This window comes from Methanoregula sp. (genome assembly GCF_041645475.1).
GTDB lineage: Archaea > Halobacteriota > Methanomicrobia > Methanomicrobiales > Methanospirillaceae > Methanoregula.
On sequence record NZ_JBAZQA010000001.1, the window covers coordinates 119,954 to 132,614 of the forward strand.

Sequence of the window (12,661 nt, forward strand, 5' to 3'; positions counted from 1 at the left end):
TGATCCAGCTTCACTTGCATTGGATCACCTATCGATAACAGCTATAATCCTGTCCCCTTTAAAGAATGTTGCGCCGCGGCTAAAAAATGACTGATATGCATAACCGGCAGGTGCTTCCGGCCGGCACCTCCGGTTATCATTTTATCCATGACTGTCGTCATACCACCCATCCTTTTTCAGGATTGTGGATCTGCCGGAACATTGATGTGGTCATATCACCACTAGTAATCAACGATGCATATCCCAACTCCCGAAGAACTCCGTTCACGCCGTGAGACACTCGGCATGAAACAGACTGAACTTGCCAAACGCGCAGGGATCAGCCAGTCCATGGTTGCCCGGATCGAGGCCGGCAACGTGGACCCCCGGGTCAGTACACTCAACAAGATCCTGGTTGTCCTGAACAGCTCAGAGCCCCGGAAGATCCACGCGTCCCAGATCATGCATACCCCCGTCCTCTCCGTGCAGCCGGAAGATGCGATCAGCCGGGCGGTCGAGATCATCGAGAAGAACAACATCTCCCAGCTGCCGGTGATCGAGCGCGGGATACCGGTCGGGTGCATCTCCGAGTCGGTGATCGTAAAAGCAATAGAGCAGCAGCGGCTGCACAAATCCCACCAGTTCTCGGTGAGGGATTTCATGGAGACCGGCTTTCCAACCGTTCCTCCGGACATGGATGTCGAGACCGTGATAAACATCCTCCAGCAGAACCATGCCGTGCTGGTTGTTGAAGGCCGGCTGGTCCGGGGTGTTATCACCAAGCACGACCTGATCTCCCTCATCGTCTGATCCGGGAGCCGCAGGTTTTTTTTACACCTTACTGACTGCGGATTCATTAAAAAAAGAAAATTTGACTGATAAAATAAAAACTTGTTCAGAGTATTTTTTTGCCGGCATCGGCACCGGGCTTCACGTGGTAGGCCTCGGCAATCTTCATGACAACTGCGGACTTCGGGGCGAGGTTGGGCCTGACTTCCTTCATCCACGCCACATCCTGCCGGAAGATCTCGTCGTTTTTGTGGAGCGTCACCGGCCCCTTGATCTGGAAGCCGCCCTTCTCTCCCCACCAGGAGAGGGCAACCACCGGGTTCTCCGCCAGGTTCTGCAGGGTCTTGTGGAAGTACTGGTCCGATATGAGCAGGGTTTCTTCGTCGATGAGTTTGAATGCCCCGATCGGGACTACGTTTGGCACGCTGTTCTTCGAGGATGTTGCCAGGAACACCGTCTTTGTCCCGGCGAGCGACTCACGGATCTCCGTTGTCAGTGCAACCATTGCTGTCTTCTCCGGAAAAGAATTACCGGCAAAGAGTAATAAAAATGACAGTATTCTTTTTGAAACTAACCGGATACTTCTGGATTAACCGTTCTGTTTTTTATCGTGCGGGCGCCGGGCCAAATATATTTATATAGTGTCAATGCCCGAGGAATACTTGTCGTGGCCGGTTGCCACGCGAGGTATTACTATGGCAGAAGAATCCACCGAAGTCAGCAGCATGACAGTGATTGGTATCGGCGTTGTTCTCTTCATCATCATCGTGGCAATCTGGTACCTGTTCCTGAAATAAAAAAAGAATTTTCCTGTTTTTTGATAATTCTGCGGTGTCAGAGTTTTGATACCAGATCCCGCAGCACATTTCCCGGCTCTTTTGATTTTACCACACTTGACGCAAGCAGGACGCCATCCGTCCCGAGATCAACGGCAATCCTGACGCATTCCCCGGTCTGGATACCGGCACCGGTGAGGACTTTTACCTTCGGATTCACCGCGTGGACCGCTGCAACGGAATTTTTGATGATATCCGGATTTGCTTTCGAGACGGAGACTCCACTCCCGATGAGTTCAGGGGGTTCGATTGCTACATAGTCCGGGCCTAGTGCCGCTGCTGCAGCGCTTGTGTTCACGTTGTTCGTGCAGACAACCGAGATGAGCTTCTGGGCCATGAGGCCACGCACCGAGGACTCGATCTCCGCGAGGGTCAGCCGCCGCTCGGAGTGGTTGATGAGGGACCCGGCCGCTCCTGCTACACGGATCGCCTCGACCGTTATATGGCCGGTGTTTGCCCCCGGTTCGCAGCCGTCAACGTGCTGGGCATAGACCGGTATCGCGAAGTGGTGGGCGAGCGGGTGGAGGTCTATGTACGACGGGGCAAGGCCAATGGTGACCCCGCTCTCCTGCATCACGCGCTGGGCCTCGTTTGCTATCAGGTGGGCCCGGTTGCCCATGCCTTCCTTGTATGTCTTTAAGTTTACCAGAACCAGAGGGGAACTCATTCTCCGTCTCCTTACCCGCCAGTCCCGCTTTTCGGGACATCGGGTGATAATTATATATCTGGCCCGGGCTGGAAGAAAATTCTTGCCCCTGTTATTCCTTCAGGCCCCGGAGGAAGTGACCTGTCGTGATCCCGCCGCAGGAGATCTTCTTTGCCTCTTCCTTCCAGAGAGAGAGGTGCCGGTCGTTGTGGGAGGCTTTTGTCGTGTTGGTATAATCGACCGCGGCGCGGTAGATCCGGGTCATCTCCTGCGTATACCGGGCCGGCCTGCCGCGTGCATCGATCACAACTTCATTAATTCCCGCCTGCCGGATTGCAGGGAGATGGTCGATGAGGCAGAGTTCAGCGGAGTTGCCGATCCGGGTCCGGCACGATCCGTCCGCCCGGACCGGAAAGATGCGGCCGGTCTCGTCGCGCAGGCCAAGGAACCCGGTACCGGTTTTGCCGCGGGTCTCATGGGGTCCGCTGCAGGTATGCGATGGAATCCGTATGATGCAGTCCTCTGTGACCATCGCCTCGCTTGTTCCCTGGACAATCAGCGCGAATGCCGGTGCCTGTGCACCTCCGGCCTTCCTTGCCTGCTGAATGAGTGCTGCGATCTCCTGGCCGGAGAGTTCGGGCGAGAGCGTGAGGAGATGACAGGATGTCCCGGCCGCTGCTGCGGCTGTGCTGTTGAAGATGTTGAGACCGGAAGCGCCCGAGAGCGTGAGTGCGGGAGCGGACCGGAGCAGGGCATGAGCCGTGCCGGGATGCTCCACCATGCATTCAGCAAGGCCTTCCCCGGTGAGCCGGGACAGATGGGGGAGCACCGCATCAAGGTACACATCCCGCGTGATCCGGGGAAACTTCAGGATGAAGCGGGTGCCCGCCTGATGGCATATCTTCATTGCGTCCAGTACCTCTTCGGCTACCGGTTTCCTGGAAGAATTCAGGTTGCAGGTATGTCCGGGCATGACGATATCCGGCTCAAAGCAGATGCTGTCTGCACCGGATTCTGCAGCTGCCCGGACTCCTTCAACCGAATCAGCGTACACAGCTAACGTGAGGGGGGTGGAGAGGGGAGGGCCCTGGGATGCGGAACCGGATGCAGGGCACCGGTCACGGACGGTTTCCCATCGCCTGCGTGCCTGCGCCACGTCTTCCGGTGCCGGGAGGGAGGAACGGACCAGTGCCTCTTCGGCCTTTGCGAGGATCTCCCGGCGTACATGGTTGATCTTCCCGACCGGCGCAAAAAGGTTCCCGGCATATTCCAGGGAAAGGTTCCGGATTGCAAAGGGCGAACCGCCGGTCTTTCTCAGCTGCTGTGCCAGCTGCTCCCGGCCAAGTGGCTGCGAGCGGGCCGGTTCCATGCGCAGTTCCGGGCTCATATCAAATGGGACAGCGTCCTTTCCCGGAATCCGGATGATGCCTTCAACAGTCATGGAGCCATCATCCCGGATGGCAAGGGCAAGATCGAGCGGCACGGGCCGGAGCAGATCCGGAGTTGGATCGGATACGATCCGGTTTGCCCGGTTCTCGAGCTCCCGCGAGAAGGTGACGGCAACACCCGTCCCGGGCCGGACTTCTCGGGGGATTGCCATGATTATGCCGTCACGGGTTTTTGAAGGTATGGTATTAAGGGAAAAGCCCCACTCCTCCTGCCCGTTGGAACCGGAGAACCGGATTCCGTCACCGGGTGCGGGGATGTACGTGCCCCTGAGCCGGATCGTGGCACTCCCGCCCTTCTGATCGAACTTCGTAACGGTTCCCACCTCCATGCCCCGGTTGTCCGGTGCATCGCGGGCCATGAGGGCATCGTGCCGGTCCCCAAAGAGATAGCCGCGGGTGAATCCCCGGGAGAAGGCAAGGCCGAGATCACGGATTACGTCCGGGGATTCGTGCCAGGTTCCTGCCGCTATCGCGTCAAGCGCCCTGCGGTAGGCCGCAACAACGATTGCAACGTACTGGGGGGATTTCATCCGGCCCTCGATCTTGACGGATGCGACCGTGCCGGCAAGTTCCGGGAGCCGGGGATAGGTACAGAGATCTTTTGGCGAGAGGAGATAGTTCTCCGGAACCTTGATTTCCCGGAGGTTCTGTGGAAGGCCATACTCATCGGCATTGCCGGTGACGAGGACATAGGGTTTCCGGCAGGGCTGGGCGCACGTGCCCCGGTTGCCGCTCCGCCCCCCGATGACCGATGAGAGAAGGCACTGGCCGGAGTAGCCGTAACAGAGTGCCCCGTGGGCAAAGACCTCAAGACCGATACCGGTCTCGCGGGTTGCCTCCGCAATCCTCTGCACCTCCGCAAGCGAAAGTTCGCGGGCAAGCACAACCCGCGAGAACCCGTGCTCAGCGGCCCACAGAACGCCATCCGTGTTGTGGATGGTCATCTGGGTCGAAGCATGGAGCGTAAGGCCGGGGACAATCTCCCGCGCCAGTGCGGCAACGCCAAGGTCCTGGACAAGCACCGCGTCTGCCCCGATCCCGTACAACCAGATGAGGTACTCTGCCACCCCGCCAAGTTCGCGGTCATGGATGAGCGTGTTGACCGTGACATAGACCAGAACCCCGCGGGTGTGCGCATAGCGGATCGCCTCCCGTATCTCGTCATCATCAAAGTTCGAGGCGAATTTCCGGGCCCCGAACCGTTTCCCGCTTAAGTAAACTGCATCGGCCCCGGCAGCCACTGCCGCCCGGAACGCTTCGGGAGATCCGGCCGGGGCAAGGAGTTCCGGTACTGGCTTTTCATCATGAGCCCGCGATGGCTGCTGGCTGGAGGGTGTGGTCATGGCAGAAACACCCGGAAGAGTCCCATGGTAAGAAGAATGGTGATGACAAGCGAAAGAACATATCCTGCCATGGTCACGAGAAGCGCACGGTTCTCCTGCCACCCGAGCACCCACGAGAGCGGCGCACAGATATAGACCCCGAGAAGGATCTCGCAGGGAACCAGGCTTAAGATCCCGTACCGTTCCACGTTGGCCGACGAGTGGGCGTACTGGTGCGTTGTTTTGAGGAAGCGGCCAACCGGGGCCGAGGTCTCACCTATGGTATTGAAGATATCATAGAGCCCGAGGAAGAGGCCGGTCTCGGTGCACATGAGGATATAGAAGACAATCCATGGGGATAAGCCCAGCGCAAGCCCGACCGGTGCTGCGCCGTACTCGATGATTAGGCCGCTTGTCAGGACCGCGAGGGTCTGGGGCAGGGGAACATTCAAAAACAGGACCGGAAGGAGCGGAAGGATGAGTGCGACAAGAATAAAACGCGCCAGTGCCCGGACACTTTTTTTGAAGAACAGGGAGACGGTTGCTGGTTCCATAGCCGTGGAATAGTGTTTGCTTTCGGGGAAATAAACAGGTATCTTCATGGGTCCTTAACATTCCGGCCGGGCATGCGCCAACCTTCGCGGCCCGATTCCGGAAACCGGTACGCATCTTTTTTGTAACCCGCCGCCAAACACCGGGTACATGAAGATTGTTGCAGCGCTCACGGACCCGGCCAATGCGTCCCTTGCCGAACAGCAGGGAGCAGATATCATCGAGCTCAGGTTTGACCTGATGGAGACCGATCCGGCAGAAGCGGTGCGGCAGTGCAGGAACCTCTCGTCCCTTCCGATCATTGCCACGTTCCGTTCGGCACAGGAAGGCGGCCGTTATTTCGGGACTGCTGAAGAGTGGGAGGACCGGATCCGGCCGCTTCTCCCGCTCGTGGACGTTGTTGACGTTGAACAGGGTTTTGCCCGGAACGCGGTCTGCGTAAAGGAAGCGAAAAAGAAGATCATCGCGTCCCACCACGCTCCCATCATGATGCCCCTCCATGTCCTCTTTGTGCTGGAACGCGAGCTCCGCTCGTACGGGGATATCGTGAAGATCATTGTTACGCCCAGGAGCGAGAGCGACATCATCGAGCTCATCGCGTTCACAAACGAGATCAAACTCCCGATCTGCACCGGTGTCATGGGAAGCACCTTCCGCTTTGCCCGGGCAGTGCTGCCGCTCTTTGGCTCGGAGCTCGTGTACTGCAATGTCGGCCCGGCAACGGCCGAGGGGCAGTACTCGGTCGAGGAGTTTGTAAGGCTCCGGAAGATGCTTGTTGGATAATTACAGATTTCCCGCACCCGGCCCGAATGTTGCCCGGTTCCCACGTTACCTGAAGTTCATTGGACGCTTCAGATAACGCTTCAGAAATTTTTTTAGAAAAACCCCGCTAAAAGAAACTGCATCACCCCCCGCGTTTTTTCTTATTTGTCCCGGCTTCCTTTGAAACACAAAGGAGATATACGGATTGCGATCAAGGCTTCTCCTATGAAACATCTGGCAATCCTCATCACCGCGTTTGCGGTAATCCTGTGCGTACTTGCTGCCGGCTGCACTTCGCCTGCACCTACACCCGTGGCAACACCGACCCCGACTCCGGATTCCACCCCGGTTCCCACAACGGTTCCGGCTGCGGTTGCAACAACCTCCGTGGGTGGCGAAGCCGTCCAGACGCTGCCAGCGGCTCAGTCCGTAAGCATCTCCTTAACAAAAGACCGCCCCACCTCCGAGATCCATCTCCTGTACGAAGGCGGCCCGGGTAACCTGTACACCAATACCATCACCATGCGGGTCTACACCTCGGCAACCGAGTTCAAGGAATACACCATGAACGATGGCAAGAAACTTGCTGCCGGCATGGAGATCGTTGCTCCCGGAACCAAGAACGCCGACCGGGTCGAGGTCTTTATCACCTCTTCCGGTGTCCGGTACAAGGTCATGGACCAGACAATCCAGTCAATGAGATAATTGCGGATCCCCTTTCTCTTTTTTTGGCCCTGAAGCTTTCCGTCTCTTCCGGCCCGGCCATTTTCCCGCTGTGCGATAGTATCGCAGGATTTTTCCGCAGCTGAACCTGCGTCTCCCGCAGCGCTGGAAGATATTCCCGGGTTTACCGGCCCGATACAAAATATTTATCATGTGTAAAAATAATTAAACACATAGCATGTTGGACCCGGTCACGCTTCCCGAACTGGCGCAAATCCTGGGATTTCTGGGAAACGAGCAGCGGCTCAACATACTCAGGGCGATAATCCAGAACGAAAAGTTTGCAAGGGAGATATCTGAAGAGGTCGGGATCTCCCGCCCTCTCGTGAATATCTACTTAAAGCAGCTGGAAAAAGCCGGGCTCGTCACCGGCACCAACCGGGTTGCCGAAGAGCCGCCGTACCTCCGGCGGTATTACCGGGCAATGCCCTTTGAACTGGTAGTGAACCTGGATGTACTTACAAAAACGGGAGATGTCTGAAATGGAGTGTATGAAAACGATCAGGGGATTTCACTGGATCACCAAGACCGTGATGGCATTGACCATCCTGCTCATTGCAATGATCATGGTAGTGGCGATTGTGCAGATGTATGCGATGTCAAACCAGAATGACCAGGCAGCATTCAATGCCGGCCAGGGTCTCGGGGCCATGACATTGGCCCTTGCGGGGATCCTCCCCCAGGTGTTCCTTCTCATCCTCATCATCATGGTGGTTTACATGGCCGTAACCCGGATCAGGACCTGGATCGAGAAGTACCTCGATGCAATGCTTGCTAAGCTGGACACGCTTGCCGAGCAGAAAGCCGGCCGGGAAGATGCCGGCGCACAGCTTGCGATCATGAACGGGAAAGTGGACGGGATGGAGAAGAAACTCGAGAAGATCGAGCGCATCCTTGAGAATGTGGCGGAGTAGCGGGTATGGACACAAAAATCACCGGGATAATTAACGAGAGAGACACCCGCGGGATACAGGAATGGGTGGAGAAGCTGGTTGGGTCTGTAACAGACATTAAAACTGAGATGGCGGATATCCAGTGCGAACTTTCCCGGATCGGTCAGGCCCTTGATGTCATGCAGAAAAAAATCAGTCACCTCGAACCGATCCTTGAGAAAGTATCGGATTAAGAACCGGGATGATGATTCACAGATGGAGGAAAAATGAAGCCGCCAAACACCGGTGTCATCCTGCTCGGATTGTTGCTGGCAGCAATGGTGCTCGTGCCCGTAGTGAGCGCTGAAAAGAATATGACCGGCAGGATCATCAGTGCCACGGCAACGCAGGAACAGGTAGACCGGATCAACGCGTTGTGGGGAACGGATCTCTCGGCAGGGGAGTATTTCATGCAGATCCACCCGCAGCTCCTCATCGATATGCCGGATGATGTCCGGGAGGCGATCTTTCAGAAGAGGTGGAACTGGCCCGCATCCCCGCATCAGCCAACACCTGTGGGATCCCTGCCGGGCATATCGGCAGCATCCCGCAACCGCTTCTGCTCGGCCGGGTGCGATTCGCCCTGCCATGCGGACGCGGGATCGCGGCCATTCCTCGCTGACCTGTACCGTTCCTGCTGATCCGGGCCGGGCCCGGTTTATGCCAGATATGCGCATGACGGACCCGGCCGGGTCCCTGACAAAAGCCTGACGTGAATAGTTCCACAATTATCAGCATCGCAATCGATCGCCGGCAAAAAAATTTTTCAACCACCCCCTGACCCCCCGCTCACTTTTTTTCAGGCAGGGACTGGTTGATCAGCCCGGCCGCTCACGCCGGAGAACTGGAAATTTTGTAGCATGTACATGCATTTTATAGCATAATTATCCAATTATAGCCTCACCAACTAACACCTCATGATCGCGATTGAAAATTTTTCAGCAGGGTCTCCCTGAAAAAATTTGTTCTGGAGAATACCTTAATCCCATCAAATCGTACGAACATGGCACGTTTCTACAATTTCCTCCGTACATAGCGGATAGCCAGCAACTCACATCACATCCAATCCATCTGAAACTTCGAAGAGCCGGAACACATCTTTGTCAATCATTCTGGGACCACGTAGAATACGGACCAGGAAAATCCATTGAAGCGATACCCGGATATTCCCGGGCAGGAACAAAATGATGGCCAGCAGGTTCCGGATCGCAACGTTTCCGGATGATGCTTAGTATTCAGCTGGGGTTTTACCGCATAGTGACCGTATCCGGCGCACGCTATCTGGTTAGATCTTACGCTTTTCTTTAGTCCGGGCCAAAAATTAGGGAAATACTGAACTCTAATATACAGGTAAAACAACTATTATTTTATTTTAATATTAAAAATATCAATCACATTAAAAAATCAATTCTATTTTTTTAAATACTTTGCATGTTATAAATTAAATGCTGATGTATTCTGTGTGTACAGGAATTTTTTAAAAATGGTTAATGATGCCCGACAGTTCCAGGGTGTCTTTTCAATTATGAGTGTTGAGCATGCCAACGCTCTCGTTGAAAAGGCAAGGGGGGGTACACCAATGGAACTTATCGTAAACAGGGAAGTTTCCACCAAGATGCGGGAAGAGCCATATCTGGAAAAAATGATTGCTCTTTCATCGTTCAACAATTTTTCCGTGAGAGTTTTTCCTGATCCTCTCCATCTCGGGCTAGCGATTACTGATAGTTCTCTCTCATTGGGACTCTACAAGAACGATCGGATCACCTATGATGTGACAACCAATATATTCAGTCATGATCTCCATGCCATTGCCTGGGGGAAAAAGGTGTTCCAATACTATCAGGACCGTTCAACGCCGATGAAATTTTAATTATTCTTACATCTGGTCCAAAATCCACCATTTTGTATTATATATCAGATCTCATTCCCTGTTCATCCAGCAGATGAATATGTATCGCTTAAATGAACGTGCATCAGCCGGGTGAATATTATTCGTAGGAATTAATGTATATCTCTAAATTAATTATAACAATACCGGGTTCACATGAATTTGCACAAATGACGAACCCGAGTCTGCCCGAAGGCATGTGATTGCTATCTTCTGCTCTTATGAAGATTTCACATGCCTTCGAGCGCGATGTAAGTCAATTTGGAGAAAAACTCATGACACAACGAAACACTGGCTTTGTCTTGATTCTCCTGTTGCTAGCCGCGATTGTGATGGTACCAATGGTAAGTGCCGAAAAAAATATGACCGGCAAGACCATCAGTGCAACTGCAACTAAAGAGCAGGTGGATAAGGTTAACGAATTGTGGGGTAAGGATATTACCGCAGGAGAATATTTCCAGCAGATTCACCCCCAATTACTTGTTGATATGCCTGATGATATCAGGGAAAAACTCTTTAAGAAGAAATGGATCTGGCCCGATTCTCATGAATTGAAAATAAAAACTCAAACCAATTCTTTACGGAGTGTTCCAATTACTTGTCAGGGTCAGCTTCAGTCTCACCCGAATTATATCCATTTTGCCGGAATGGCTCAATATTCTGGGGGCGCCCCGGGGTACATGGCCGTTTCTACATATCTGGTAAATTCTGCGGATCAAGTAAAATCCTCTACAACGGATTCAGGATAGAGTGTCAATTATTTGAATAGTGACAATTATTGGCAACCAGATGTTTCAGGATCATATCACACCCATACAACTGCGTTCTCACTAAACCCGAGTTATGATGCAGCGCCGCATTATTCCACGAGTGTATCGTGGCCTTAAAACCTTTTTTTCTTTTATGCATTATAATATATTATCGTGCGAGGAATACTGATGAAAAACTCTAATCACATCAATTTACTGTGGATTATTACTGCCTGTTTGTTATTTTGCGCATTCTTAATACCATTATCTTCCGCAGCTGACCCGGAACATATCAGCGCAACGCTCGTTCGACATATTTCTCCTGACAATATTACTGAACAATCGAGTCTTTTCCTTTTTTCCGGTGATTATATCCTCTGTTATGACGGGGGTCTTTCTCTCTATTCCCTCAGGGATAATTCCACCCGGCCTGTTGCGATTAAAAAAGAAGGCAAATGGATATATTGGCCGACACTATCGGGCGATAGTATCGCATGGTACCAGTATCCCGGCGAGATTCATGTATACAACATTTCCTCCGGAGAAGAACGGGTATTACCGGATGCTGCAACAACCGGCGCCAGTAAGACCTATGCCCGTGCTGGAATTGGAGATACGGATGTTGCCAGATGGATGCCGTCAGCTGATGGCGATCGTGTTGCCCTGTTGCAGGGACATGCACCTAATACCTATGGCGATTCCGATATCTTTCTCCTCAACCTTACGACCAACGGGATGATCCCGGTCGAAGAATCTCCTCTTGCACATGGCGGATTAAGCCTGAACGGCAATCGTGTTCTCTGGTATACGCCCATCGACAAAACCAATTCCAGAATCTGTCTTTACGACCTCCTGACGGGAAAAGAGACCGTTATTGCTCCGGAACCCGGCCAGAAGGTGCAGACAACCCTGTCCGGTACGTATGCTGCCTGGATAGATGCCCGCGATCCCCTGATGTATCCGACACCACTCCCCCAGGTCACGGTTTACAATATATCAGCGGGAACAACCCGGAAAATTCCGACAACAACCATGCGCCAGTCCTCTCCCCTTCTTGCCGGGGATTATGTAGTATATACCGAATGTTTCACTCCCACCGGGAAGTCTGCCTTCAAGCAAACCTGCGATTCCAGGATCTTCGATATCCTGACCGGCGCAGTCATGGAATTTCCCGTATTGCAGAATGGCCGGGATATGAACAGCGATTACGAGTACGACCGCCGTATCCATGCGTATTCCAATGGCCGGTTCCTGATTGAAGAGATCCATGGCGATAAACGGGTGTTCGGCGTGTACCGGATTGAAAACCTCCGGCCGGTAAATACGAAGGCGACACCGGTGCCCGCCCCGTCCACGCCTCCGGCAGAGACGACCGCTTCCCTGAACGTTTCTTCCCCTCCGTCACCGGCGCAACCGGCAGCGGGTGCCGGAGCCGAAGTCCTGGTGCTCGCGGTCCTGGCTATATGCGGAATCACGAGGAAGAAATGGTAGCTCCCTTCACGCTTCAGATCCCCGGCATCCACCTGAATTCCCGAAAGTGCAGGCAGCCCCGGGTTTTGAATAGTAACTGGTATTTAGGATAAAACAAATTTTTAATGCAGCCAGGTTTAATGCCCTTTCCACCGGAAATTAACCCCATCTGCCCGGCAGGAGGAGAAAGGCGGCCTTTGATCCGTGCAAGGTTCTTTTTTCTCCGGTAATGGATCGTTGTGGAAGCAATGGAATCATTTGATGAAACCCTGTCTGGAACCGAATCACGGATCACCTGTTATTGCAGCTGTCCCGGTTATACCGAAACACCCCACACTACCCCGGCCACGGCGGTCATGGTCAACGTGAATCACAACCTGGGCGTGTAAGAACACCTGTCTGGTTATGGGAAACAAATCCTTCCGGACCACACTGTTTTCCGGAGAGACCCCGGGGCTGGGCGCATTCCCGCCAGGAATTTTCATGGTGCGGGTGCGAACCGGTCCGGTTCTCGTGCGTCTCTAAGAAAAAAGAGTGGCCGGCATGCCGGGAACGATCCGGGCTG

14 protein-coding genes are annotated in these 12,661 nt (G+C 53.8%); 10 read left to right on the top strand and 4 right to left on the bottom strand.

Going from position 1 to position 12,661, the window contains the following annotated elements; genetic code table 11:
- The first annotated feature begins 234 nt into the window (after nt 1–234).
- The gene (locus WC598_RS00585; RefSeq protein WP_372959518.1) at nt 235–789 is read left to right on the top strand and encodes a CBS domain-containing protein; all 555 of its coding nucleotides are present in this window, start codon (nt 235–237) and stop codon (nt 787–789) included.
- A gap of 85 nt (nt 790–874) precedes the next feature.
- Here WC598_RS00585 and WC598_RS00590 read toward each other — a convergent pair whose 3' ends face one another.
- The 4 genes from WC598_RS00590 to WC598_RS00605 form a co-directional block, all read right to left on the bottom strand.
- Nucleotides 875–1,273: a pyridoxamine 5'-phosphate oxidase family protein gene (locus WC598_RS00590; RefSeq protein WP_372959519.1), complete on the bottom strand. Its 399-nt coding sequence runs from the start codon at nt 1,271–1,273 to the stop codon at nt 875–877.
- A 329-nt stretch (nt 1,274–1,602) separates the two neighbouring features.
- Nucleotides 1,603–2,271, bottom strand: a complete 669-nt coding sequence (tpiA, locus tag WC598_RS00595; protein WP_372959520.1) for a triose-phosphate isomerase — start codon at nt 2,269–2,271, stop codon at nt 1,603–1,605.
- Nucleotides 2,272–2,362: 91 nt separating this feature from the next.
- The gene (locus WC598_RS00600) at nt 2,363–5,041 is read right to left on the bottom strand and encodes a DUF3656 domain-containing protein (protein WP_372959521.1); all 2,679 of its coding nucleotides are present in this window, start codon (nt 5,039–5,041) and stop codon (nt 2,363–2,365) included.
- Nucleotides 5,038–5,574: a hypothetical protein gene (locus WC598_RS00605; RefSeq protein WP_372959522.1), complete on the bottom strand. Its 537-nt coding sequence runs from the start codon at nt 5,572–5,574 to the stop codon at nt 5,038–5,040. The genes WC598_RS00600 and WC598_RS00605 overlap by 4 nt, the downstream gene beginning before the upstream one ends.
- Before the next feature lie 148 nt (nt 5,575–5,722).
- On the opposite strand from WC598_RS00605, the gene WC598_RS00610 reads away from it, so the two are divergent.
- The 9 genes from WC598_RS00610 (at nt 5,723) to WC598_RS00650 (ending at nt 12,117) form a co-directional block, all read left to right on the top strand.
- On the top strand, nt 5,723–6,355 hold the full coding sequence (locus WC598_RS00610; protein WP_372959523.1) for a type I 3-dehydroquinate dehydratase: 633 nt from the start codon (nt 5,723–5,725) through the stop codon (nt 6,353–6,355).
- A gap of 204 nt (nt 6,356–6,559) precedes the next feature.
- Entirely contained in the window at nt 6,560–7,039 is a 480-nt protein-coding gene (locus tag WC598_RS00615) for a hypothetical protein (RefSeq protein WP_372959524.1), read from the top strand.
- 196 nt (nt 7,040–7,235) lie between these two features.
- Complete coding sequence (locus WC598_RS00620) at nt 7,236–7,538, top strand: ArsR/SmtB family transcription factor (protein WP_372959525.1); 303 nt, start codon at nt 7,236–7,238, stop codon at nt 7,536–7,538.
- A gap of 1 nt (nt 7,539) precedes the next feature.
- On the top strand, nt 7,540–7,971 hold the full coding sequence (locus tag WC598_RS00625; RefSeq protein ID WP_372959526.1) for a hypothetical protein: 432 nt from the start codon (nt 7,540–7,542) through the stop codon (nt 7,969–7,971).
- A gap of 5 nt (nt 7,972–7,976) precedes the next feature.
- Nucleotides 7,977–8,183 carry a hypothetical protein gene (locus WC598_RS00630; RefSeq protein WP_372959527.1) on the top strand — a complete coding sequence of 69 codons (207 nt, stop codon included), beginning with the start codon at nt 7,977–7,979 and terminating at the stop codon, nt 8,181–8,183.
- A gap of 33 nt (nt 8,184–8,216) precedes the next feature.
- Entirely contained in the window at nt 8,217–8,630 is a 414-nt protein-coding gene (locus WC598_RS00635; RefSeq protein WP_372959528.1) for a hypothetical protein, read from the top strand.
- 842 nt (nt 8,631–9,472) lie between these two features.
- A complete protein-coding gene (locus WC598_RS00640; protein WP_372959529.1) occupies nt 9,473–9,859 on the top strand; it encodes a transcriptional regulator FilR1 domain-containing protein in 387 nt (128 codons plus the stop codon).
- 293 nt (nt 9,860–10,152) lie between these two features.
- The gene (locus tag WC598_RS00645; RefSeq protein WP_372959530.1) at nt 10,153–10,626 is read left to right on the top strand and encodes a hypothetical protein; all 474 of its coding nucleotides are present in this window, start codon (nt 10,153–10,155) and stop codon (nt 10,624–10,626) included.
- Between the two features lie 189 nt (nt 10,627–10,815).
- Nucleotides 10,816–12,117 (top strand): hypothetical protein, encoded by a 1,302-nt coding sequence (locus tag WC598_RS00650; protein ID WP_372959531.1) that lies wholly within the window; start codon nt 10,816–10,818, stop codon nt 12,115–12,117.
- Nucleotides 12,118–12,661: the final 544 nt, after the last annotated feature.

Coding starts and splice junctions, on each gene's coding strand:
- WC598_RS00585 (WP_372959518.1), top strand. CDS start 235: ATGCATATCCCAACTCCCGAAGAACTCCGTTCACGCCGTGAGACACTC.
- WC598_RS00590 (WP_372959519.1), bottom strand. CDS start 1,273: ATGGTTGCACTGACAACGGAGATCCGTGAGTCGCTCGCCGGGACAAAG.
- tpiA (WP_372959520.1), bottom strand. CDS start 2,271: ATGAGTTCCCCTCTGGTTCTGGTAAACTTAAAGACATACAAGGAAGGC.
- WC598_RS00600 (WP_372959521.1), bottom strand. CDS start 5,041: ATGACCACACCCTCCAGCCAGCAGCCATCGCGGGCTCATGATGAAAAG.
- WC598_RS00605 (WP_372959522.1), bottom strand. CDS start 5,574: ATGGAACCAGCAACCGTCTCCCTGTTCTTCAAAAAAAGTGTCCGGGCA.
- WC598_RS00610 (WP_372959523.1), top strand. CDS start 5,723: ATGAAGATTGTTGCAGCGCTCACGGACCCGGCCAATGCGTCCCTTGCC.
- WC598_RS00615 (WP_372959524.1), top strand. CDS start 6,560: ATGAAACATCTGGCAATCCTCATCACCGCGTTTGCGGTAATCCTGTGC.
- WC598_RS00620 (WP_372959525.1), top strand. CDS start 7,236: ATGTTGGACCCGGTCACGCTTCCCGAACTGGCGCAAATCCTGGGATTT.
- WC598_RS00625 (WP_372959526.1), top strand. CDS start 7,540: ATGGAGTGTATGAAAACGATCAGGGGATTTCACTGGATCACCAAGACC.
- WC598_RS00630 (WP_372959527.1), top strand. CDS start 7,977: ATGGACACAAAAATCACCGGGATAATTAACGAGAGAGACACCCGCGGG.
- WC598_RS00635 (WP_372959528.1), top strand. CDS start 8,217: ATGAAGCCGCCAAACACCGGTGTCATCCTGCTCGGATTGTTGCTGGCA.
- WC598_RS00640 (WP_372959529.1), top strand. CDS start 9,473: ATGGTTAATGATGCCCGACAGTTCCAGGGTGTCTTTTCAATTATGAGT.
- WC598_RS00645 (WP_372959530.1), top strand. CDS start 10,153: ATGACACAACGAAACACTGGCTTTGTCTTGATTCTCCTGTTGCTAGCC.
- WC598_RS00650 (WP_372959531.1), top strand. CDS start 10,816: ATGAAAAACTCTAATCACATCAATTTACTGTGGATTATTACTGCCTGT.